22 protein-coding genes and 2 tRNA genes are annotated in these 24010 nt (G+C 33.2%); 11 read left to right on the forward strand and 13 right to left on the reverse strand.

What is annotated here, in order from left to right:
* Window positions 1-54: 54 nt before the first annotated feature.
* Both PHR76_RS08120 and bshC read right to left on the reverse strand, forming a co-directional pair.
* Window positions 55-474: a nucleoside-diphosphate kinase gene (locus PHR76_RS08120; RefSeq protein ID WP_300060781.1), complete on the reverse strand. Its 420-nt coding sequence runs from the start codon at window positions 472-474 to the stop codon at window positions 55-57.
* A gap of 78 nt (window positions 475-552) precedes the next feature.
* Window positions 553-2151 carry a bacillithiol biosynthesis cysteine-adding enzyme BshC gene (gene bshC, locus PHR76_RS08125; RefSeq protein ID WP_300060784.1) on the reverse strand — a complete coding sequence of 533 codons (1599 nt, stop codon included), beginning with the start codon at window positions 2149-2151 and terminating at the stop codon, window positions 553-555.
* Between the two features lie 114 nt (window positions 2152-2265).
* On the opposite strand from bshC, the gene PHR76_RS08130 reads away from it, so the two are divergent.
* From PHR76_RS08130 to PHR76_RS08150, 5 genes are all read left to right on the forward strand, one after another.
* Complete coding sequence (locus tag PHR76_RS08130; protein WP_300060787.1) at window positions 2266-4482, forward strand: radical SAM protein; 2217 nt, start codon at window positions 2266-2268, stop codon at window positions 4480-4482.
* An 88-nt stretch (window positions 4483-4570) separates the two neighbouring features.
* Window positions 4571-5056 carry a biotin/lipoyl-containing protein gene (locus tag PHR76_RS08135; protein ID WP_300060790.1) on the forward strand — a complete coding sequence of 162 codons (486 nt, stop codon included), beginning with the start codon at window positions 4571-4573 and terminating at the stop codon, window positions 5054-5056.
* A gap of 105 nt (window positions 5057-5161) precedes the next feature.
* Window positions 5162-6601, forward strand: coding sequence for an acetyl-CoA carboxylase biotin carboxylase subunit (gene accC / locus PHR76_RS08140; protein WP_300060844.1), 1440 nt, complete (start codon window positions 5162-5164; stop codon window positions 6599-6601).
* A 76-nt stretch (window positions 6602-6677) separates the two neighbouring features.
* Window positions 6678-8219 (forward strand): acyl-CoA carboxylase subunit beta, encoded by a 1542-nt coding sequence (locus PHR76_RS08145; RefSeq protein WP_300060793.1) that lies wholly within the window; start codon window positions 6678-6680, stop codon window positions 8217-8219.
* A gap of 79 nt (window positions 8220-8298) precedes the next feature.
* Entirely contained in the window at window positions 8299-9378 is a 1080-nt protein-coding gene (locus PHR76_RS08150) for a LysM peptidoglycan-binding domain-containing protein (RefSeq protein ID WP_300060796.1), read from the forward strand.
* An 80-nt stretch (window positions 9379-9458) separates the two neighbouring features.
* Here the strand turns inward: PHR76_RS08150 and PHR76_RS08155 are convergent, their stop codons facing one another.
* From PHR76_RS08155 to PHR76_RS08170, 4 genes are all read right to left on the reverse strand, one after another.
* Complete coding sequence (locus tag PHR76_RS08155) at window positions 9459-9695, reverse strand: DUF465 domain-containing protein (protein WP_300060799.1); 237 nt, start codon at window positions 9693-9695, stop codon at window positions 9459-9461.
* Window positions 9696-9850: 155 nt separating this feature from the next.
* Window positions 9851-11152 (reverse strand): 30S ribosomal protein S12 methylthiotransferase RimO, encoded by a 1302-nt coding sequence (gene rimO, locus PHR76_RS08160; RefSeq protein ID WP_300060802.1) that lies wholly within the window; start codon window positions 11150-11152, stop codon window positions 9851-9853.
* Window positions 11153-11258: 106 nt separating this feature from the next.
* Window positions 11259-12740, reverse strand: a complete 1482-nt coding sequence (locus tag PHR76_RS08165) for a transporter (protein ID WP_300060805.1) — start codon at window positions 12738-12740, stop codon at window positions 11259-11261.
* A gap of 37 nt (window positions 12741-12777) precedes the next feature.
* Window positions 12778-13794, reverse strand: coding sequence for a hypothetical protein (locus PHR76_RS08170; protein WP_300060807.1), 1017 nt, complete (start codon window positions 13792-13794; stop codon window positions 12778-12780).
* A gap of 100 nt (window positions 13795-13894) precedes the next feature.
* Between PHR76_RS08170 and proS the strand changes: the two genes are divergently transcribed.
* The 4 genes from proS to rpsT all read left to right on the forward strand — a co-directional run bounded on the left by proS (window position 13895) and on the right by rpsT (window position 15926).
* Window positions 13895-15373, forward strand: coding sequence for a proline--tRNA ligase (proS, locus tag PHR76_RS08175; RefSeq protein ID WP_300060809.1), 1479 nt, complete (start codon window positions 13895-13897; stop codon window positions 15371-15373).
* A 77-nt stretch (window positions 15374-15450) separates the two neighbouring features.
* A tRNA-Glu gene (locus PHR76_RS08180) sits at window positions 15451-15522 on the forward strand.
* A 46-nt stretch (window positions 15523-15568) separates the two neighbouring features.
* Window positions 15569-15640: transfer RNA gene (locus PHR76_RS08185), tRNA-Glu, on the forward strand.
* Window positions 15641-15674: 34 nt separating this feature from the next.
* On the forward strand, window positions 15675-15926 hold the full coding sequence (gene rpsT, locus PHR76_RS08190) for a 30S ribosomal protein S20 (RefSeq protein ID WP_300060812.1): 252 nt from the start codon (window positions 15675-15677) through the stop codon (window positions 15924-15926).
* Between the two features lie 51 nt (window positions 15927-15977).
* On the opposite strand, the gene PHR76_RS08195 is transcribed toward rpsT, so the two are convergent.
* Together PHR76_RS08195 and PHR76_RS08200 are read right to left on the reverse strand one after the other, a co-directional pair.
* Window positions 15978-16388 (reverse strand): response regulator, encoded by a 411-nt coding sequence (locus PHR76_RS08195; protein ID WP_300060815.1) that lies wholly within the window; start codon window positions 16386-16388, stop codon window positions 15978-15980.
* The gene (locus tag PHR76_RS08200; protein WP_300060818.1) at window positions 16388-18106 is read right to left on the reverse strand and encodes a PAS domain S-box protein; all 1719 of its coding nucleotides are present in this window, start codon (window positions 18104-18106) and stop codon (window positions 16388-16390) included. Before PHR76_RS08200 ends, PHR76_RS08195 begins: the two co-directional genes overlap by 1 nt.
* Window positions 18107-18282: 176 nt before the next feature.
* On the opposite strand from PHR76_RS08200, the gene PHR76_RS08205 reads away from it, so the two are divergent.
* Entirely contained in the window at window positions 18283-18513 is a 231-nt protein-coding gene (locus tag PHR76_RS08205; protein ID WP_300060821.1) for a hypothetical protein, read from the forward strand.
* A 1-nt stretch (window position 18514) separates the two neighbouring features.
* Here PHR76_RS08205 and PHR76_RS08210 read toward each other — a convergent pair whose 3' ends face one another.
* The 4 genes from PHR76_RS08210 to PHR76_RS08225 form a co-directional block, all read right to left on the reverse strand.
* Window positions 18515-19231: a DUF6048 family protein gene (locus tag PHR76_RS08210; RefSeq protein ID WP_300060824.1), complete on the reverse strand. Its 717-nt coding sequence runs from the start codon at window positions 19229-19231 to the stop codon at window positions 18515-18517.
* Window positions 19212-19712: a DUF6452 family protein gene (locus PHR76_RS08215; RefSeq protein WP_300060827.1), complete on the reverse strand. Its 501-nt coding sequence runs from the start codon at window positions 19710-19712 to the stop codon at window positions 19212-19214. Before PHR76_RS08215 ends, PHR76_RS08210 begins: the two co-directional genes overlap by 20 nt.
* Window positions 19713-21125: a 23S rRNA (uracil(1939)-C(5))-methyltransferase RlmD gene (gene rlmD / locus PHR76_RS08220; protein WP_300060830.1), complete on the reverse strand. Its 1413-nt coding sequence runs from the start codon at window positions 21123-21125 to the stop codon at window positions 19713-19715. It lies immediately after the preceding gene.
* Window positions 21126-21235: 110 nt separating this feature from the next.
* Window positions 21236-21673 carry a hypothetical protein gene (locus tag PHR76_RS08225; protein WP_300060833.1) on the reverse strand — a complete coding sequence of 146 codons (438 nt, stop codon included), beginning with the start codon at window positions 21671-21673 and terminating at the stop codon, window positions 21236-21238.
* A gap of 267 nt (window positions 21674-21940) precedes the next feature.
* On the opposite strand from PHR76_RS08225, the gene rocD reads away from it, so the two are divergent.
* The gene (gene rocD / locus PHR76_RS08230; protein WP_300060836.1) at window positions 21941-23221 is read left to right on the forward strand and encodes an ornithine--oxo-acid transaminase; all 1281 of its coding nucleotides are present in this window, start codon (window positions 21941-21943) and stop codon (window positions 23219-23221) included.
* A 175-nt stretch (window positions 23222-23396) separates the two neighbouring features.
* On the opposite strand, the gene PHR76_RS08235 is transcribed toward rocD, so the two are convergent.
* Window positions 23397-23876 (reverse strand): hypothetical protein, encoded by a 480-nt coding sequence (locus PHR76_RS08235; RefSeq protein ID WP_300060838.1) that lies wholly within the window; start codon window positions 23874-23876, stop codon window positions 23397-23399.
* Window positions 23877-24010 lie beyond the last annotated feature (134 nt).

The raw sequence follows: 24010 nt of genomic DNA on the forward strand, positions 1-24010 counted from the left end.
AAAAATCTCGTTTCAATTTGAAACGAGATTTTATATTTTTAATCAAAATGCTGACTAAAACATTTCTCTTCCAGCAAAATGGAAAGCACCTTCAATTGCTGCATTCTCATCTGAATCTGAACCGTGAACGGCATTTTCTCCCATTGAAGTTGCATATTTTTTACGAATAGTTCCTTCAGCAGCATTAGCAGGGTTTGTAGCACCAATTAATGTTCTGAAATCTTCTACTGCATTATCTTTTTCTAAAATAGCAGCCACAATCGGGCCACGTGTCATAAATTCAACTAACTCGCCATAAAATGGTCTTTCAGCGTGAACAGCATAAAATTCTTTTGCGTCAGCGATAGTTAATTGTGTTAATTTCATTGCTACAATTCTGAAACCACCTTCAGTAATCATATTTAAAATTCCTCCAATGTGTCCATTTTCAACACCATCGGGCTTAATCATTGTAAAAGTTCTATTCGTTGCCATAACGTTTTTTTTGTTTTTTTATTCGGGTGCAAAGATAGTGTTTTAGTTTGAAATTTCAAGTCTAAGGTTTCAAGTTTTTTACAAAACCAGTACTTTAAACTCATCCTCCAAAGGTTTCAAATCTTCAAATAATTTATCGATTAATTCCTTTCCAAATTCTAAATAGTATTCAGAAAAATTTGCTTTTCGCTCTTGTAAACTTTGGTTTGGGAATAATTCGTTTTGCAAAGAAGTAATTCGTTCTAATTTGTCGGCTAAAACTCTTTTTTCAGCTTTTAACAATCGTTTTTCTAAGTTTTCTAGCCCTTTTATTTGCTTGATTTCTTGTGCTTTTACCGCTCCAATAAATGATTTGTCCGTTCTAATCGCTATTTCATGTAAATCTTCAAATTGCTTTTTGAGATATGCTTTTTGAACAGAAAAATCTATTTCTAGATTGGATAAGGTTTTTGTTTTATTTGTCAGTAATTCACCTTGTTTACTAAATAAATCTCCCCATGTTAATTCTAATTTATCCGCTTTTTGAACTTGTTTTTCTGTTGCAATTAAAACGGAATTGCGTAATAAAAGCATTGGAAAAGCCACCTTATTCGCTTCAAAATTGGATTTTAATTCTAACCAATAAGCCAATTCTCCACCACCACCAATATAACATAAATTAGGCAAAATCACTTCTTGATACAACGGGCGTAAAATTACATTCGGACTGAATTTTTCAGGATTATTTTCTAATTCTACTAGGATTTCACTTTCAGAAAAGGAATAATTTGTATTTAAAACACTGTATTTATTATTTTCAAAAACGATTCTTTCTCTCAAATTGTCTTCAATATAAAACAAATTAATTTCTCGCGGATTGACTTGAACTTTGTATTCTGACAAAAGTTCATTCGTCTTCAAAACCTCATTACTCGAAGTCTGATTCACTAATTCTTCTTTAGCATATGGTATGAATACTCTTTTTAAATTTGCGTCATCACCATCTAAAATTACTAAGCCTTTTTCTTTAAAAAGCTCATTGGCTATAAATCGCGTGGCATCAGCTAAATTTGAATATTCTACATATCCTTTTTGGAATAAATTTTTTAAAAAAGCAGTATTTTCACCTAAACCTAATTTGGAAGAAAATTGTTCAAAAACGGTTTCTAAACCTTCCGTTGATAATCTTCCAACTGGACCAAGGCTTTCTTTCTGCCAAGAAACTTTTTTCCCTTTAAACCAAAAATGATTAATTTCTTCAAAATCATGATCTTCGGTTGCCATCCAATAAATTGGAACAAAATTTTGATTGGGATAGGCGGTTTTCAACTGTTCACAAAGGTTGATAGTTGAAATGATTTTATATAAAAAATATAATGGACCCGTAAACAAATTCAACTGATGACCAGTTGTAACCGTAAAGGTGTTTGAATGGTTTAAAAGTTTAATGTTGTTTAAAGTAGCTGGAGAAGCTTCAATGGATTTGTATTGTTTTTGAAGTGTAGCAACTAGAATTTGTCTTTTTTGATTGCTATTGTCATTGAAATTGATTTTTTTTTCCTCAATTTGAGATTTAAAATTTTCCAACTTTGGAAACCGATTGTATAAAACTTTAAGTTCAGTTTTTTCCTCTAAATAATCAATCATTAATTTAGAAAAATAACCTGATTTTTGATAGCTGATACAGTCGTTGGGCATAGATTTGAAATTTTCGTAAAAATACAGAAAATAAAAGTAGTTAAAATAGGTTTAACAAATGGTTAGGAAATGATAATTAAAAATTTCAACTTACTTTTGTTTAAAATTTAATTGTTGAAAAACCTTCTTCTCATCACGCCACCTTTTACCCAACTGAATACACCGTATCCGGCAACGGCTTATATTAAAGGTTTTCTAAATACTAAAAACATTGAAGCCTTTCAAATGGATTTAGGGATTGAAGTGATTTTAGAATTGTTTTCAAAAGAAGGATTAACCTCCATGTTTCAATCCTACAACCTACAACCCATAACCCAAAATGGCCAACGTATTTTTGCTCTTCAAAACGAGTATGTCAGCACCATTGATAGCGTAATTTCTTTTCTGCAAGGAAAACAGCCCACCTTAGCTCGGCAAATTTGTGCCGGAAATTTCTTGCCCGAAGCTTCACGTTTTGAGCAGTTAGATGAAATGGATTATGCTTTTGGAATTATGGGATTGCAAGATAAAGCCAAGCATTTGGCAACTTTATATTTAGAAGATTTATCCGATTTTATAGTAGAATGTATCGATGAAAACTTCGGTTTTAGTCGTTATGCTGAACGATTGGGTAGAAGTGCCAATTCGTTTGATGAATTATATAACGAATTACAGCTAGAAACTACTTTTATTGATAAAATTACACTCCAAATTTTAAAAAACAGCATTGAAAAAATGCAACCCAAATTAATCTGTTTTTCGGTTCCTTTTCCAGGAAATTTATACAGTGCTTTTCGATGTGCTCAATTTATTAAAGCCAATTTTCCAGCAATTAAAATTGCCATGGGTGGTGGTTTTCCAAATACGGAATTAAGGGAGTTGAAAGACAAACGTGTGTTTGAGTTTTTCGATTTTATTTCGTTAGATGATGGAGAATTACCTTTACAATTGTTAATTGATTATTGTTTAAATTCCCCTCCTCTGGAGGGGTGCCTGAAAGTCGGGGTGGGTTCAGAAGTGCCTTTCAAACGAACATTTCTCCTAGAAAACAACGAAGTAGTTTACAAAAACAACTCCACAAAACCCGATTATAAGCAAAGCGAGGTTGGTACTCCCGATTATTCCGATTTACTGCTAGATAAATATATTTCCGTTATCGAAATTGCCAATCCAATGCACAGTCTTTGGTCTGATGGGCGTTGGAATAAACTCACGATGGCTCATGGATGCTATTGGGGAAAATGTACGTTTTGCGATATTTCTTTAGATTATATCAAATTATATGAACCCATCGCTGCCAAAATTTTGGTTGACAGAATGGAACAACTTATTGCTCAAACAGGCGAAAATGGTTTTCATTTTGTAGACGAAGCCGCACCACCTGCTTTAATGCGAGAAGTGGCCTTAGAAATTTTACGTAGAAACCTTTCAGTCACGTGGTGGACGAATATTCGATTTGAGAAAAGCTTTACTTCCGATTTGTGTTATTTGCTAAAAGCTTCCGGATGTATTGCCGTTTCTGGTGGATTAGAAGTGGCTTCGGACCGTTTGTTGAAGTTGATTAAAAAAGGAGTAACGGTAGAACAGGTAGCACAAGTTACCAAACATTTTACGGAATCTGGAATTATGGTGCATTCCTATTTAATGTATGGTTTTCCAACTCAAACAATTCAAGAAACTATTGATAGTTTGGAAATGGTACGGCAATTATTTGAAATAGGCGTGTTGCAATCCGGGTTTTGGCATCAGTTTGCTATGACTGCTCATTCGCCGGTAGGGATGTTTTCAGAAGAATTTGGTGTAATTCCGCATCAAAATGAAATTACTTTTGCTAATAATGATATTTCCTTTACAGATAAAACCGGAATTAATCACGAACAATTTAGTTTCGGTTTAAAAAAGTCACTTTTTAATTTTATGCATGGCATTGGATTTGATTTTCCATTACAAGAATGGTTTGATTTTAAAATTCCAAAAACACAAATCCCAGCAGATTATATTTTTAACAGTTTAGAAACAACAGCTTCTTTTCAAACTAAACCCACTTCAAAAATTATTTGGATTGGAGGAAAGCCACTACTTTCGTTTTATACCAAATCAAAGAAAAAGCAGACGTATGAAATGGCGAAACTGACTTTTCATGCTAAAACAAGAATTTCTGAAATTTCATTGGAAAGAGAAAAGGGAATTTGGTTAGTTGAGTTATTACAAAAAATCTCAATTGACCAACCTTTATCACTGACTTTCGCTCAAGTGAAAGCTGATTTTGAAACTCAATTTGAAGATTTCGAATTATTTTGGTATTCAAAATCGATAAATTCTTTAAAAGAAATTGGTTTGTTAGTCTTATAACAATATCAAATCACCAATTTTTTATTTATTTTAAATTACGAAAACGTTTTCTTTTTGTAGTTTTACAATTCTATTAAAAGACAATTTCATGCATACAACTTATAAACTTTCTGTAAATCAAGAAAATACATTTGATTTAAATGAGAGCGATTTACTTCTATTAGACGAGATTCAATTATCCAAAAATAACTTTCACGTTTTAAAAGACAACAAGCCATATTCGGTTGAGGTTGTTTCTTCTGATTTTTCATCCAAAAAATATAAGGTTAAAGTTAATGATTCGGTTTATGAAGTGGCTATTGCTAATGAATTAGACCAATTAATTACAGCCATGGGAATTGAAAAAGGAAGAGTTAAAGTCGTGAATGCTATCAAAGCACCAATGCCAGGTTTAATTCTTGAAATTAATGTTTCAGTTGGTCAAGAAGTCAAAATAAATGATCCCTTATTGATTTTAGAAGCCATGAAAATGGAAAACAGTTTTCTTTCACCAAGAGATGGAATTATAAAATCAATCGCTGTCGAAAAAGGAAATGCGGTTGAAAAAGGACAATTGTTAATTGAGTTTGAATAATTAGTGTTCAGTTTATAGTGTTCAGTAGAATGCGAAAGATTGAAACATTATACAATTAAATTAATTTGCGAATTTGCGGTCAAAAAAAATATAATGATAAAAAAAATTAAAAAAATACTAATTGCCAACCGTGGTGAAATTGCCATTAGAGTAATGAAAACTGCTCAAAAAATGGGCATCAAAACAGTTGCAGTTTATTCTACCGTTGATAGAAATGCGTTGCATGTAAAATTTGCTGATGAAGCTGTTTGCATTGGAGAAGCACCTTCGAGTCAATCGTACCTAAGAGGAGATAAAATTATTGAAGTGGCGAAAGAATTGGGAGCAGATGCCATTCATCCAGGGTATGGATTTTTAAGCGAAAATGCCCAATTTGCTGAACTTTGCGAAAAAAATAACATCATTTTCATTGGGCCAAAATCCAAAGCAATTGAAATGATGGGTAATAAATTAGCAGCCAAAGAAGCCGTGAAAGAATACGATATTCCCATGGTTCCTGGAACTGAAGAAGCAATTACCGACATTGAAGAAGCTAAAAAGATTGCCACTCAAATCGGCTTTCCAATTTTGATAAAAGCAGCAGCTGGTGGTGGTGGAAAAGGAATGCGAATTGTAGAAAAAGAAGCTGATTTTACCTCACAAATGGACAGAGCTATTTCAGAAGCCGTAAATGCTTTTGGAGACGGCTCCGTTTTTATTGAAAAATATGTAACGAAACCAAGACATATCGAAATCCAAGTGATGGCTGATTGTCATGGAAATATCATTTACATTTTCGAACGCGAATGTAGCATTCAACGAAGACATCAAAAAGTAGTGGAAGAAGCTCCTTCATGCGTTTTAACACCAGAATTACGTAAAAAAATGGGTGAAGCTGCTGTAAAAGTAGCGAAAGCTTGCGATTATCTTGGTGCAGGAACAGTTGAGTTTTTATTGGATGATAAACACAATTTCTATTTTCTTGAAATGAATACGCGTTTGCAAGTTGAACATCCCGTTTCAGAAATTATTGCAGGTTTAGATTTAGTCGAATTGCAAATTAAAGTCGCACAAGGCGAGGTTTTACCATTCAAACAAGAAGATTTAAAAATTAGCGGTCATGCGATAGAACTTCGGGTTTATGCCGAAGATCCTTTGAATGATTTCTTGCCTAATGTTGGTTTTTTAAGCCAATATGTTCTACCTGAAGGCGAGGGAATTCGTGTTGATAATGGAATTGAACAAGGAATGGATGTTCCTATTTATTATGACCCAATGCTTTCAAAATTAATTACATATGGTAAAAATAGGGAAGAAGCCATTGCTTTGATGACTAAAGCTATCGATAATTATCATATTGAAGGTGTGGCCACTACGTTAGGATTCGGGAAATTTGTTATGCAACATGAAGCCTTTCGTTCAGGTGAATTTGACACTGGTTTTGTTAAGAAATATTACGATGCTGAAAAACTAAAAGCCCAACATAAATTGGAAGCTGAAATTGCAGCTAAAATTGCTTTGAAGCAGTATTTGAATGATTTGAAATTGGTAAGGTTGCCTAATTAAAAAAGAAGACAGTTAGATAAAAGACTTTCTAAAATATCTATCATCTATTAGTCTATCATCTATTATCTCAAAATATATGGAAAATAAAATAAAAATATTAAACGATAAAATTGCTTTAGCTAAACAAGGTGGTGGCGAAAAGCGTATTGCCAAACATCACAAAAGCAAAAAATTAACCGCTAGAGAACGGGTTGAATATCTATTAGACGACGGTTCTTTTGAAGAAATAGGAATGTTGGTTACTCATCGTACAACCGACTTCGGAATGGAAAAGGAAATCTATTATGGAGATGGGGTTGTGACGGGCTACGGAACAATCAATGACCGATTAGTTTATATTTTTGCACAAGATTTTACCGTTTTTGGCGGTTCATTATCCGAAACACACGCAGAAAAAATCTGTAAAGTAATGGATATGGCTCTCAAAAATGGTGCTCCCATGATTGGATTAAACGATTCTGGCGGAGCTCGAATTCAAGAAGGCGTCCGGTCACTTGGGGGTTATGCTGATATTTTTCACAGAAATGTAAAATCGAGTGGTATCATCCCACAAATTTCTGCTATTTTGGGGCCGTGTGCTGGTGGAGCAGTTTATTCTCCTGCGATGACTGATTTTACGATGATGGTAGAAGGCACAAGCTATATGTTTGTAACGGGGCCAAATGTGGTTAAAACAGTCACTAATGAGGAAGTCACATCAGAAGAATTGGGTGGAGCTCATACCCATGCAAGCAAATCGGGTGTAGCTCATATCACTTCTCCAAATGGTGTAGAATGTTTGGAGGATATTAAGCGACTGTTGAGTTATTTGCCTCAAAATAATAAAGAAACAGCTCCAAAGTTGCCTTATACGCTAAATGACGAGATTAGAGAAAAATTAAATACGATTCTACCAGACAATGCTAACAAACCGTATGATATGCATGAGGTAATTGGAACTATCATTGACGAAGATAGTTTTTATGAAATTCATGCTGCTTTTGCTGAAAATATTATTGTAGGATTCGCCCGTTTAGGAGGAAGAAGTATTGGAATAGTAGCGAATCAACCAATGGTTTTGGCTGGTGTTTTAGATGTTGATAGTTCCACTAAAGCAGCTCGTTTTGTTCGTTTTTGCGATGCTTTTAACATACCGTTATTGGTTTTAGAAGATGTGCCAGGATTTTTACCCGGAACCGATCAAGAATGGAATGCGATTATTGTAAACGGAGCTAAATTATTATATGCTTTTAGCGAAGCGACCGTGCCAAGAATTACGGTAATTACAAGAAAAGCATACGGTGGTGCCTATGATGTGATGAATTCTAAACACATTGGAGCCGATTTGAATTTTGCATGGCCAAGTGCCGAAATTGCCGTGATGGGAGCAAAGGGGGCTTCGGAAATTATCTTTAAGAATGAAATTGCTGCTGCTTCTAATCCGGATGAAAAATTAAAACAAAAAGAATCAGAATATGCAGAATTATTTGCAAATCCATATACTGCAGCACAAAGAGGTTTTGTAGATGAAGTCATTGAACCAAAATTTACGAGAAGAAAATTAATCAAGGCTTTTAAGACATTAGAGAATAAAGAAGTAGAATTTCCAAAACGAAAACACGGAAATATTCCTTTATAAAATCATAAACCAGCTAGAAAGCTGGTTTTGTTTTTTTATCTTGCAAACTTTATTTTAGAAATAATTTTAAAGGTTAATAATGAATAGGATATATTTTATTTCTTTGTTTTTGTTGATGCTCCTACACCCTGTTTTTGCCCAAGCACAAACAGAACATAAAGTTGTAAAAGGAGAATCAATTTATTCTATTGCAAAAAAATATGGTATTACTGAAAATGATATTTATGAATTAAACCCTACTACTAAAGGTGGTTTATTGCAATTAAAAACGATATTATTAATTTCAAAAAAGAATACCAAGAAAAAAACGGTTGATTTTCATGTTGTTAATGGCGGTGACACTTTTTTTAGTATCTCAAAAAAATATGGGATTAGTATTTCAGATTTAAGAAAATTTAATCCTTCGGTTTCGGAGAGAAATTTAAAATTAGGAGAAAAAATCTATCTTAAAAAACAGAAAAACAGTAATCCTCAATTTGATTCAGAACAAGTTATTGTTTTAGATGATTTAGAGGAAGAAAGTGATGATTCAGGTGAAGTGACGCATGTTATTACCAAAGGGGAAACCTTATTTTCAATTTCAAAAAAATACCAACTTAGTGTTAGTCAAATCGAACAACTCAATCCAAGATTATCCGACAAACTTAAAATCGGATATAAATTAATAATCAAAAAAGGAAGCAGTAGCACAACAAATGTTCTTGCCAATTCCGACAATACAAATATTGAAGGCGATGAAGTTGATGAAGAGGTGCCCTATACCAATGAAAGTGGATCAAAAGCTAATCAATTGATTCAAATTGCATCAGAACAGATTGGAACACGTTATCGAAGTGGCGGAACATCAGGTGGTGGTTTTGATTGTTCAGGGTTAATGTGTTATACTTTTAATCAATTGGATTTGAAATTACCCCGTTCTTCCAATAATCAATCACAAATTGGAAAAAAAGTATCAAAAAAGAAAGCTCAAAAAGGTGACTTAATCTTTTTTTCTACTAATGGACGTGGCACCATTAACCATGTTGGCATGATTACCGAAGTATATGATGATGAAATTTTATTTATTCATGCTTCTGTACAAAGCGGTGTAATTGTTTCATCAACAAACGAAGCTTATTATTCCAAACGTTTTAAATCTATTAAAAGAGTTCTTCTTTAACAATTAAATAGTTCAAAATAAAGTAAGTCATACCAACACTGGTCGTTAGTTAAAAAAAATGGTATTCCCTAGACTTTAGATTATTCTTTGTTTAAATAATTGTATATCTCATCTTTCAGAAATACACGATCTTTTCGTTTGTGAGTCAAGACATCATCATCTAATGGGATTTCTCCTTTTTCAATCTCATAGATTTCTTGATCAAGGCTGTGATAGGTGGTTAAAAGTACTTGAAACTCTTCATTGTGATGATACAAATCCTGAATCTTGTCTAAAAATTCTGGGAATTCTTTAACGATGGGATGGGTAGTAATCATGGTATAAAGTTTTAATTAATAATGGTCTAATTTGATTTAACTAAGTTAGCTATTCTAAACCATCAACGATATGATAAATATCAGTATTGCGTTTAAAAAACGAAATCCCTTGAAGTTTTCAAGGGATTAAAATAAAAAAATAATCATATCGTTTTTTAAACGGGTTCGCCGTATAAATCAAATTCGGTGGCATCAATAATTTTTATTTGAGCAAAATCGCCCACTTTCACATAAAATTTTGCGGCATCAATTAATACTTCATTGTCCACATCGGGACTATCAAATTCAGTTCTTCCAATAAAATGCATACCTTCTTTTCTATCAATAATACAACGAAAGGTTTGTCCGATTTTTTCTTGGTTCAAATCCCATGAAATTTGCGATTGAATATCCATGATTTCAGCCACACGTTGTTGTTTTACTTCTGCTGGAACATCATCCTCAAGTTGATAGGCGTGCGTGTTTTCTTCATGCGAATAGGCAAAACATCCCAATCGTTCAAAACGCATCGCTTCCACCCAGTCTTTTAATATTTGAAAATCTGCTTCCGTTTCGCCAGGATATCCAACAATTAAAGTGGTTCGAATAGCCATGCCTGGAACTGCTTTTCTGAATTCAGCTAATAAAGCAGTTGTTTTTGCTTGTGTTGTTCCTCTTCGCATCGATTTTAAAACCGAATCGGAAATATGTTGCAACGGAATATCGATATAATTACAAATTTTAGGCTCTCGTTTCATCAATTCTAACACATCCATCGGAAAACCAGTTGGAAAAGCATAGTGCAATCGAATCCACTCAATTCCTTCTACACTTGCTAAGTTTTCTAATAACTCGGCAAGATTTCTTTTTTTATAAATATCTAAGCCGTAATAGGTTAGGTCCTGTGCAATTAAAATTAATTCTTTAACCCCGTTTTTAGCCAATAATTCAGTTTCACGGACTAATTTTTCTATAGGCTGAGAAACGTGTTGCCCTCTCATTAAAGGGATGGCACAAAAGCTACACGGACGGTCGCAGCCTTCGGCAATTTTTAAATAAGCATAGTTTTTCGGAGTAGTAGTTAATCGCTCACCTAGTAATTCATGCTTGTAATCGGCTCCTAAAACTTTTAATAATTGAGGTAAATCGGAAGTCCCAAAATACTGGTCAACATTTGGAATTTCTTTTTCTAAATCAGGCTTATAGCGTTCAGACAAACAGCCGGTTACAAAAACTTTATCGACAAGTCCTTGCTGTTTTTTTTCAACATATTCTAAAATGGTATTGACCGATTCTGCTTTTGCATTGTCGATAAATCCACAGGTATTAATCACAATTATGTTGCCTTCTTGTTCATGAACAACCTCTTTGCCACTGGCTTTTAGCTGACCCATCAACACTTCACTGTCATATACATTTTTAGAGCAACCTAAGGTAACTACGTTAATTTTATTCTTCTTGATTGATTTCGTTCTCATATTTTTTTCTAACGGACTGCAAAATTAGCTATTTATATCGAGAAAATGATAAAATAAAAAAACCACCCAAGGTTTGAGTGGTTTTATAGGATAGATTTTCTATCGATTATAATTTAAAAGATAAGGTTAAGGTATACATATTGGTGTCCATTTTAGTCAATGAAGGAGAAGTTAAACCAGTATTAAAGAAGCCCTCTTCTGTATTTCGTTGAGCATGGCTATAAGCAAAATCTAAATTAGTGTTCCCAAAATCATATCCTAAACCAGCAGAATATCCCGTTAAGTCACCCATTGTTTTTCCGTTTTTATACGGACTTTCTTCAAAACGATAACCGCCTCGAAGACTAAATTCTTTAATTTTATATTCCGCTCCAACTCTAAATTCATTTGCATTATTTAGCGTATTAGCCATTTGCGTATTCAAATTTCTGAAGTCAGAATTGCTTGTAGGTTTAAATTTAATATTACTATAATTCTTTAAGGTATAATCAAAGCTGATTAAACCTGATTTTCCAAATATATAAGCTGCACTAGCCGACCATTTTTCTGGTGTTTGAATTTTATAAGTCGGATATAAATTTAAAATTCGTGGGTCTACCACATCGTTAAATGTTTCTCCACTCACGCGATTAGTAACAAATAATCGTTGCGAAAACTCGTCGTTTAATGTGTACCAAGTTGGCGACTCATAAGAAGCCCCTAAACGCAAGCCGTCAGTCGCTTTAATGATTGTCCCTACTTGCATCGAAAACCCTGAACCATAAGTGTATAGGTAGTTTTCAAAAACTATATTTTGAACTCCGTTTTCTAGGTTATTAGTGTTTTTTTCATAAAAACTACTCGCTTGATTATAGTCTACAAAATGAGCGTTTAAATTAATTCCAATACTTAAAAAATCATCATACTGAGCAGCCAAATTAAATGCTAGTTTACCATTAAAACCTTTGCTTTCTACATAATTTTCTTGGTAATAATTGCCTCCTTCTGGCACTTCAGAAATGTACAGTGTATTGTTTACGTTTTCAATAACCGGACTTATGATATAGCCGTTATACCCAAAAAAGGCTTGCTGTTCATTATAATTCAAGTTGTAAAGATTTCCTTGTAAGGAACCAAGTGGAATTCCGTTAGCATAATTTAAAAAATAACGATCGATAGAAGTTGTTGGGTTTGTACCAGCTGAAAAAACGGTACTGTTAAATCGGTTTTCGTTGTCATAATTGAATGCAAACGCAAGTTTGTTCCATTTTGAACTCGTATTACGAAAAACAAAAACACTACCAAATTGATTCATATCAAAGCTTGTGTTACATTCTTCTGCTTGTGTTCCAAAATAAGTAGACTTATTGTTTCTGTTGGCTAATGAAAAGGTAAATCCAATTTGGTTACTGCTAAAAATAACGGAACCGGCAGGGTTTAAGCTAATAGCAGATAAATCTCCACCCAATGCTCCAAAAGCACCACTCATCGCTCTAAAACGAGCAGTTCCTGTCATGTCATCTATGCTGTATCGTACAGCATCTTTAATCTCTTGCGATTGTAGCGATAAAGTTGTTAAGACTACAATAAAAAATAATATCTTTTTCATAAAAATTTTTATAATAATATATTACAAGGTTGATAAATTAACCTCTTCCTCTACCACCACCTCCGCTGCTACCTCCAGATCGGCCACCTCCGGAAGATCCACTTCCAGAAGATCCACGCGTGCCGCCTGAGTAAGTGCCACCATTGTTGCTTCCGCTGCTACTGCTTCTTGGAGTAGGTGTATAGGTGCTATTGCTTTTAGTAGAAGTATTGTTTCGAGTTGTATTATACTGATTGTTTCTAGTGCCTGAATTTACCGGGTTGGTGGTTGTGCTTCTAGTGCTTCGAGCAGCATTATTTATACGGTTTCTCGATGTGGCCGAATTTTGAGTTCCAAATTGACTACGGTAAGTTGAATTTGCTCTGCTTCCTGTGGCATATCGACTTGAATAGGCTGAATTACCTCTACTTCCATTGGAGTAGCGATTTGAGTAAGCAGAACTTCCTCTATTGCCATTGGTATAATAACCGCCACCACGAATTCCTTGGTTGTAAGCATAACCATTGTAGTAACCATTATAATAGCCGTTTCCATATCCCCAACCATAGTTTGGATATCCCCAGCCGTAATACGGATTTCCCCAACCATAATAAGGATTTCCCCAACCCCAACCTACACTCCAATAAGGACCATACCAAGTACTATATCCCCAATAAGGGGTATACCAGTTGTTCCAATAATTAATTCCCCAGTCAGAGCTATAAACATTAACAGTAACCGACGTTGGGTTTGAACCCCAACTTCCATTATTGCTAGCTGCTTGTTTAGTTTCGGTTGAATCATTGACAGAAGTGTATTCTTCTACATCAATAAATATTTCATCCTCTGCGGCTAATTGTTTAGATTTAAAATAATTTTGATAAGCGGCATTGGTGTTATCCTCTGCAACTTGTGAGGTAGAATTAGTGTTAGATTTTTGTGAATTCGCATATATTCCATCATTGTCATTGTAGGATGAGTTTTGATACGAACCACAAGAAACAAGAATTCCTCCTATGGCTAAGAGCAATAGAAAAGGAATTTTTGGTGACGATAAGAGATATTTTGTTTTCATAATCAAAGCATTTTTATTGTTCTTTATACAAAAATAACTAGTTTTGCTGAACTTTACTGTTAATATTTATTAAAACAATTTTTATGCCAAACAATTCAAAATGAGTAAAAATTTAACCAAAAGAGCCGAAGACTATTCAAAATGGTATAACGAATTGGTCGTAAAAGCCGATTTAGCAGAAAATTCTGCCGTGAGAGGTTGTATGGTCATTAAACCGTATGGCTATGCCATTTGGGAAAAAATGCAAGCTGAATTAGATAAAAAGTTTAAAGAAACAGGTCATTCTAATGCTTATTTTCCTTTGTTTGTGCCTAAAAGTATGTTTGAGGCCGAAGAGAAAAATGCAGAAGGTTTTGCAAAAGAATGTGCGATTGTTACCCATTATCGTTTAAAGAATGATCCCGACCGAAAAGGAAAATTAATGGTTGACCCTAATGCCAAATTAGAAGAAGAATTAATCGTTCGACCAACAAGTGAAGCCATAATTTGGAGTACTTATAAAAATTGGATTCAATCGTATCGCGATTTACCTTTGTTAATTAATCAGTGGGCCAACGTAGTTCGATGGGAAATGCGAACGCGTTTGTTTTTACGTACGGCCGAGTTTTTATGGCAAGAAGGACATACTGCTCATGCTACAGAAGCAGAAGCAATTGCAGAATCTGTACAAATGATGAATGTGTATGCCGATTTTGCAGAGAACTTTATGGCAATTCCGGTGGTAAAAGGAATCAAATCGGAATCGGAACGTTTTGCAGGTGCTGTAGAAACGTATTGTATTGAAGCCTTGATGCAAGATGGTAAAGCCTTGCAAGCAGGAACTTCTCACTTTTTAGGACAGAATTTTGCTAAAGCTTTTGATGTAAAATTTGCCAATGCCGAAGGAACTCAAGATTATGTTTGGGGAACCTCATGGGGGGTGTCTACCCGCTTAATGGGAGCTTTGGTAATGACACATTCCGATGACAATGGTTTAGTTCTCCCTCCAAATTTAGCTCCGATTCAAGTAGTGATTGTTCCTATTTATAAATCTGAAGAACAATTTGAGGCAATAACCAAAGAAGTAGATCAATTAGTGTTAGCCTTACGAAAATTAAATATTTCGGTTAAATTTGATAATAGAACCACTCACAAGCCAGGTTTTAAGTTTAATGAGTATGAGCTCAAAGGAGTTCCTGTTCGTATCGCTATCGGCCCAAATGACCTAGAAAACGGAACCTATGAAGTGGCTCGACGTGATACATTAACCAAAGAAGTCGTTTCTAAAGAAGGAATTGAGATTTATATTCAAAATTTATTGGAGACCATTCAAGAAAGTATGTTTAGCAAAGCATTGAATTATCGAAATGAGCACATCACCAAAGTAGATAGTTTTGATGAATTTAAAAATTTATTAGATTCAAAGGGTGGCTTTTTTGCTGCTCATTGGGATGGAACAGCCGAAACAGAAGATAAAATTAAAGAATTGACAAAAGCAACCATTCGATGTATTCCATTAGATAGTGAAAAAGAGCAGGGTTATTGCATGTTTTCTGGAAAACCATCGGCTGGAAGAGTGCTTTTTGCCAAAGCTTATTAAAAAAAAGCAAAAAATAATTTGGTAACTATTGCGAGTATCAAAAATAGTTGTATTTTTGCACTCGCAATTAGATAATAGGCCCGTTCGTCTATCGGTTAGGACGCCAGGTTTTCATCCTGGTAAGGGGGGTTCGATTCCCCCACGGGCTACAAGTTCAAGATGAGATTGAAAAAAACTTAACTAGAGGAAAACAATGGTCCGTTCGTCTAGGGGTTAGGACGCCAGGTTTTCATCCTGGTAACAGGGGTTCGATTCCCCTACGGACTACAAATTTTTATTAAAATATTTATTTACAAAAAAAATGGCAAATCATAAGTCAGCTCTAAAGAGAATTAGAAGTAACGAAAAGAGAAGAGTATTAAACAAATACCAACACAAAACCACTCGTAATGCGATTAAAGCGTTAAGATTGTCAACTGATAAATCAGAGGCTTCTAGCAAATTAACTGCTATTATCTCTATGGTAGATAAATTAGCTAAGAAAAATATCATTCATGATAACAAAGCAGCAAACTTAAAATCGAAGTTAACCAAAATGGTTTCGAAATTATAGTTTGAATAAATATAGATGTATAAAAAAGCTTTCCTTTTCGGAAAGCTTTTTTTATGAATATAAAGGTTTTAAGTTTTCTAACATTTCTACCGTTATAGGTTTGGATAAAAAATGAGATATCATTTCATATCCTTTTGCTTTTTGATAATCGGAAGGGTCAATGGTAGAAGAAAGAATAATAACCTTTGTTTCATTAAAATCTTCTACAAGACTTTCTTGAAATAAGTCTAGAAATTCCCACCCATTCATCACCGGCATGTTTAAATCTAAAAAGATAAGTTGAGGAGATTGAAAGGACTTGTCTTCTTTTTTTTGTACGGCCATTGATTGAAATAACTCAAAGGCTTCTTGACCGTTATTAGCAAACATAATTTCCTCACTAAAAGCGGCTTTTACAATTACTTTTTTACAAAGCATTAGTGTAATCGGATCATCATCAACACAGAGTATCGTTTTCAACATTATTCTTTTTTAAAGGTTAAAGTAAATTGAGTTCCAACATTTACATGGCTTTCCACTTCTATCGTTCCACCCATCGCTTCTACTTGTGATTTTACTAGGTATAATCCCAGTCCTTTGCTGTCTGGATAGTTGTGAAAGCGTTGGTATAGTCCAAATATTTTATCGCTATTTTTATTTAAATCGATTCCAATTCCGTTATCTTTAACCGTTAAGGTAATCAGGTTGTTTTTTTCAAATGCTTTGATACTCACTTTTGGAGTCTTAGACAACGAACGATATTTTAAAGCGTTTGATAGTAAATTTAAGACTATGCTTTCTAAATATGCTTTATTAATAGTGATGCGGAGCCCTTCTTCTATATTAATCTTAATGTTGGGTTTAAGTAATGTTATTTGATTATTTAACTGAAAAAAAACATTTTCAAAAATTTCTTCTACCAATACGGCTTCTTTTTGAATAGAAGGATTGTCTTTAATAATAACCACTTTTACTAAATCATCGATGGTTTCATTTAATAAATGGGTTGAGCGTTTAAAACCATTCAGAATTTCTTGTAATTCTTCATTTTCAATTGGTACGTCATCCAAAAGGTTTAATAAGCCCGTTAAATTTGATAAAGGAGCTCTGAAATTATGAGACGTAATATAAGAGAATTGTTTTAAATCCTTATTATTTCGTGTCAATTCCTGAATTAATTGTTCTCGTTCTCGTTCCTGATTTTTTTCTGTGGTTACATCTCGTTGAATTGAAATCCAGTGTGAATGTTCTCCTTCTTTGTTAGTTACTGGAATCATAGAGAAATTGACCCAATATTCTTCCCCATTTTTCTTATAACTAATGGTTTCAATAAAACACTCTTTATATTTTTTGATGGCTTCTGCTAATCGAATAAATTCCGTGGTGTCCGATTTTGGTCCCGCAAACATTGCTGGTGATTTTCCAACGACTTCATTTCGTTCATATCCTGTCATTTTTGTAAAAGCTTCATTGACAAAAATAATATTGGGAATGGAGTTTGTAGAAATATCTGTATCTGTAATTACAACTGCATCTTTGGTTTGTGTAATTACCGTTTCTAACAATTTTAAGCGTTGTTCTTCTTCTTTCTGTTTGGTTACATCTTGAATAGCTCCAATCATCCGAACTGCTTTTCCTTCACTGTCTTTCAGTAAAAAACCTCTATCGAATACATATTTATAAGTGCCATCTGCACATTTAAATCGGTATTCATCTTGCCATCGCTCTGTTTTTTGTTCTAAAAAGGAATATAATTTGATGGACATTTTAACACTGTCTTCTGGGTGAATTCTGTCAAACCACCAATTTGATGTGTTTCCTACGTCCGATTTTTTATAACCAAAAACACCATAAATTCCTTTATTCCATACAAATTCGTCTGTTTGAATCTTCCAATCCCAAATCGTATCACTGGTTGCTTTGGCAACAATATCATACCGTTCATTAGAATCTTTAATTTCTGTATTAATAGTTTGAAGTTGCTTTAAAATATTAATGTTACGTTTGTCATTTCGTGCAATTACAAACCGAATTAATAAGCCTGCACCTAAAATAAGAAATACATCTAATAGAAAATGCAAAGAATTAAAATTCTCAAAATCATTTCCATAATTTCTTTTTATGGCTAAATGAAACATCACAGCGAGAAATAATGCCGTAATAATAAAAACAAATGAAATAATATTGGATTTACTTTTCATTATCCAAATATAAATAAATTATTGAATTGGTCACTTTGTTTTAGACAACTTGTTTTATTATTACACATAAATTTTGTAGATAGTTGTTTTAATTTCAGTATGAATTCAAAATTACGGACTTTTATTTAAATTTTTAAAAAGTTTTTTTTTGTACTTTTGACAAAATTTGAATTTCCATGAGTCCCAAAATAAAAGTCTTTTTATATCAATTTATCACTTTTGCAGTCATTTTTGTACCCTTGCGATACTTAATTGCTTGGCTTGCAAAGTCAGAAGGTTTTTGGGTTCCTTTTATCGCTTTTGCAGTAACCGTTTTGATAGCTCCTAAATTTCAACTTGTTCAAACCAAAGAAGGCTCTAAGATTTGGATGAAATGGATTTTTAGAAAAAGTATTAAAGAATTGTAGATTAAGGTTTTCCTTTTTTAGGTTCAATTTTTTTCTTATAAATCGGAATAAAATAAGAAATACTATAATTAAATCCAACGCCAAACGGACTACTGTATGTTTTATTAAAACCCGGTATATAAAGATTTTCAAATCCATCCGGCTCTTTTTCATTCACTAAAAAATTAATTCTCGCACTAAATCCAGCATAAACGTTTGAAAATAATTCGGCTTTTATACCCAACAAAATTTCACCCCACTGAGCAGATAGACCTTCATATTTCATACCAGATACAGTTGCAGGAGCTTCACCAAAATACGGATTGGTATTATATACTTTATAGGTATTTAGTTCTTGTGAATGAGCAGACACGCCCACACGAAAACCGAGATAAATGAGGTTTTCCATATCTAACCAGTTCTCATACACATTATAATCAAAACCAACTTTAAAATAGGTTCCTTTTGTGGTATAATTTAAGCGATCTTCCTGTACCGTTCGGTTTTCATTTCCCAATTCACCTGCAAGATAATAGTTTTTAGTCAATCGGTAATCGCCAACAAATTCAAGTCCTTGATAGCCCTCTTCAAAAAAGCTTTTCCCTAATTTAAATAAATCAACGCCAACACGAACCCCATAACGCTCCGTTTTTAACGGAATGCTATCGTTGGTTTTTACTTGTGCTAACGCAGTAAAGGAAACCAAGAATAAACCAATACTAAAAATACATTTTGACATGGACATCTTCTTCGTTTTCGATATTATTTTTTATAATTTCTATATTCTTAATCCATAAAACCGAATCATCTGCAGGATTTGTTTGTATGATTGGATTCAATAAATTTAAACTAAAATAGGTTTTAAAACCACAGGCTCGTGAAATATAAATATCCTTACGGGTATAATTAATTTCAATTTTGTCTACATTAAAAACGGGCGTTTCAGAAGTTGAATTAATTGTAAAATTATAGCTTGTTACGTCTTCATTTGTTTTTAAGGGCAATTCGATTTTACTTACCAAATTAAAGTTGATAACGCTAGAAGCTCCTTCGCCTTTAATCTCTAGATTTGCTACTTCTTTTGGAACAGAGGTGTTTACAATGCTATAAAACTCGATAATTAACCGTGGTGTAGTAGGAGTTTCGGGTGTGCAAATGTCATCTTTTTCACAGCCGTAAAGAAAAAGACATAGCACTACTATCGACAAAAGCTTTTTCATTTATTTTTTTTCTAAAAGTACAACATTTTCCACATGATGTGTCTGCGGAAACATATCTACAGGTCGCACACGCGTGACTTTATATAATACATCTAATAGAGCCAAATCACGTGCTTGTGTAGCTGAATTGCAACTTACATATACTATTTTTTCTGGTGCTATTTTTAAAATTTGTTCTACTACAGCGGCATGCATACCATCTCGGGGTGGGTCGGTAATAATGACATCTGGCTTACCGTGTTTAGCAATAAATGCATCATTAAAAACAACTTTCATGTCGCCAACAAAAAATGCACAGTTGGTAATGTTATTTCGTTTGGCATTTTCTTTAGCATCGGTAATCGCTTCTGGAACAGATTCAACACCAATTACTTTTTTAGCTTTTTTAGAAACAAATTGAGCAATCGTTCCCGTTCCCGTATATAAATCATACACGATTTCTTCTCCTGTTAATCCTGCAAAATCACGTGTAATTTTATATAATTCATACGCTTGCTCGGAGTTTGTTTGGTAAAAGGATTTGGCGTTAATCGAAAATTGTAAACCTTCCATCTCTTCTAAGATATATTCACGACCATGAAAAAGTTGAATGTCTTGGTCATATAAGGTGTCATTTCCTTTGTTATTGATGACATATAATAAGGAAGTAATTTCGGGAAATTGTTTGACCAAATGGTTTAAAATTAATTCTCTTTTGAGTTTGTCTTCTTCAAAAAACTGCAACAAAACCATAATTTCACCAGTGGAAGTAGTTCGAAGCATCAAGGTTCGAAGCAAGCCAGTTTGATGACGTGTATTAAAAAAAGATAATTCATGTTCAACGGCAAACTTTTTAATTTCATTCCGAATGGCATTTGAAGGATCTTGCTGCAAATGACATTTTTCTATATCCAAAATTTTATCCCACATTTTTGGAATATGAAAACCTAAGGCGTTGCGATTGTCGATGGTGTCGTCTGCTTGAATCTCATTTTCGGTCAACCATCGGCTATCCGAAAAGGAAAACTCCATTTTATTTCGATAAAAAAATTGTTTTTCAGAACCTAAAATGGGTTCAAATTCAGGTAATTCAATTTTTCCAATTCGTTTTAAATTATTATAAACTTCTTTATTTTTATAAAATAATTGTTTGTCATAGAGCATATTTTGCCATTTACAACCACCACAAACTCCAAAATGTTGACAAACTGGTTCGGTTCGATCAATAGAATACGAATGAAAATTGATTGCTTTTCCTTCAAAATAGGCTTTTCTTTTCTTAAAGGTTTGTATATCGATTACATCTCCTGGTACTACATTTGGAATAAAGATAACCCGTCCGTCTTCTGCTTTAGCTACCGAAACACCTTTTGCTCCTGCATCAACAACAGTAACCTTGGTGAAAATTATTTTGTCTGTATTTTTTCTTCCCATAAGGCAAAAATAAGCTATTCAAGAATGAAAATTAAATTTGTATACTTTTTATTTTAAAAAACAAAAACGTCTTCAAAAAGAAGACGTTTAAGTGTATTTGAAAAGAAATGTTAGTACTTAATATTAAAACTTCCACTAGTTACTACTAGTACATTTCCATTATTTTCTTCAATTAATGAACCTGAAAAAGTTCCTACATAATTCCCGTCAGAATTGACTGTGATATTAGAAGTAAAATTTGAAGCGTCTTGTTCATAATAGGCACTATCCGTCTCATATGAAAATCCCCAAATTTCATTGGGTCCAACAACACCATATTCTGAACCAATTGTCACAATTTTTGTCAAATCGTTATTAGGTGTAGCACGTACAACAATATCGGTATAGCCATCATAGTCTACTTTATCTACAGAAATGATTGTAAAACGCTCTTCTATTCCATTAAATTTTGCCGTAATATAATTGACATCGGCTTTGTCATCGTCTTTAGAACATCCAATTAAGCTCAATATAGTGAAGCTTAAAAATAAAAAAAGTGTCTTTTTCATAATTAAAAATAAAGGTGTAAAAGTAATAAATTAAATGTTGTTAATAAAGTTAAAGTTACTAAATATTTACTTAAAAACACACTATTTTAAACCTATAATTATTTTTTCGATTCACTTTTTTTATTCTAAATTTCTTATGCTTTTTGTTAACTTTAAGATATTATCGTACGCTTTTTAAAAGAATATTCTTTATTTTTGCCTATGTATGGATGATTTCTCTCCTTCAAGTAGGAATTGATACTATTCAACTTAAAAAATTTTTACAAAATGGCCATTTTAGAAAAAATCAATTCTTCTCATTTCATTAATTTAGAAGACCAATATGGTGCTCATAATTATCATCCATTACCTGTTGTATTGACTAAAGGCGAAGGGGTTTATGTTTGGGATGTGGAAGGAAAAAAATATTATGATTTTTTATCTGCTTATTCTGCTGTAAATCAAGGACATTGTCATCCAAAAATCGTCAATGCCTTAATAGAGCAAGCTCAAAAATTAACGTTGACTTCAAGAGCATTTTACAACGATAAACTAGGTGATTACGAAAAGTATATCACTGGATTATTTGGATTTGACAAAATTTTACCCATGAATACGGGTGCAGAAGCAGTGGAAACAGCCATAAAGCTTTGTCGTAAATGGGCGTATGAGCGAAAAGGAATTGATGAGCATGATGCCGTGATTGTTGTTTGTGATAATAATTTTCATGGACGTACAACAACGATTATTTCTTTCTCAAATGATGAAAATGCCCGAAAAAATTTCGGACCATATACCGACGGATTTGTTAAAATTCCTTATGATGATGTTGACTCCCTTCAAGCACTATTTGAAAATAACGATAATATTGCTGGTTTTTTAGTAGAGCCAATTCAAGGGGAGGCAGGCGTTTATGTTCCTGCAAAAGACTATTTAGCAAAAGTGAAAGCATTGTGTAATAAACACAATGTTTTATTTATTGCTGATGAAGTGCAAACCGGAATTGCTCGTACGGGTTCTTTGTTAGCTGTTTGTGGCGATTGTAGTTGTGAGCATGCCTGTGAACAACAGCAAACCTATGCCAAGCCGGATATTTTAATTTTAGGAAAAGCTGTTTCTGGCGGTGTTTATCCCGTTTCTGCTGTTTTAGCAGATGATGAAATTATGCAAGTAATCAAACCAGGACAACATGGCTCTACTTTTGGGGGAAATCCATTAGCAGCAGCTGTTGCAACGGCTGCTTTAGAAGTAATTGAAGACGAACATTTAATTCAAAATGCTAGAAAATTAGGAGAATTATTCCGCTCTAAAATGCAAGAATACATTCAGAAAAGTACGATTGTAAGTTTAGTTCGCGGAAAAGGTTTGCTAAATGCAATAGTTATTAATGATTCAGAAGACAGTTCAACCGCTTGGGATATTTGTATGAAGTTAGCCGAAAACGGACTTTTGGCCAAGCCAACACATGGAAATATCATTCGGTTTGCCCCACCTTTAGTGATGACCGAAACACAATTATTAGATTGCGTTTCTATCATTACCAAAACATTACAAGAATTTGAAAAGTAAAAAATACCATTAAAATAAACAAGCCCCAAAAAGTTAGTTACTATTTGGGGCTTTTTTTGGGTTTTAGTTTAAATTAGATAATTTGCACAAAAATTGATTCTCACTTTATTGTGGGTATGTTTTAGCTTTTTTATCTATTCAATTTTAAAAAGAGAATGCAGTTGTCTTTTCTATACTAATTTCTGAGTTTTGATAAGTTTTTCTCTTTTTTCAAAATAGCATCTTTCAAATTATCAATTTGCTTTTCAAGCTTTGAAATTTTATTATTCTCTTTGTTAATATCTTGTGGAGAGAGTTTTCCTTTTTTTGTGTTCTTCTCTAATTTAGCTCTGGTTTTTTCTAAATTTTTACTTGTTTTTTCTAATTTATCTTTGTTTTTACGCAATGATTTTTCTTGTGAAGCAATGTTCTTTTGATTTTTTTCAAATTGTTTTTTTTTCTTTTCAAACTTTTTTTGGTCTTTTTGAAATTGCTTTTGTGCTTTTTCTTCCCTCTTTTTTTCTTTTAAAGCACTTTTCTCATCTTTAGCCTCTTGTTTTAATAACTCCTTTTTTTCTGGTGTCTGTTCATCTAAAATTTTATTTTTTATTTCCTGAGAAAACCCCATGTGAAAACTTGCAAGGAGTAGTAAGATAAATAGTTTGTTGATTTTCATGATTTTTTTTCATTAATGTCCGATAAAAATTAAAATCGAACTTTTTTGTTTTTTATTTAACTGAAAATCAGTTGTTTGATTTTATTTTTTTGTCAATTTTCAAAATCAGGCATCAAAAAAATCTCAATTGCTCT

It is taken from the genome of Flavobacterium sp., assembly GCF_028689845.1.
Taxonomy (GTDB): domain Bacteria; phylum Bacteroidota; class Bacteroidia; order Flavobacteriales; family Flavobacteriaceae; genus Flavobacterium.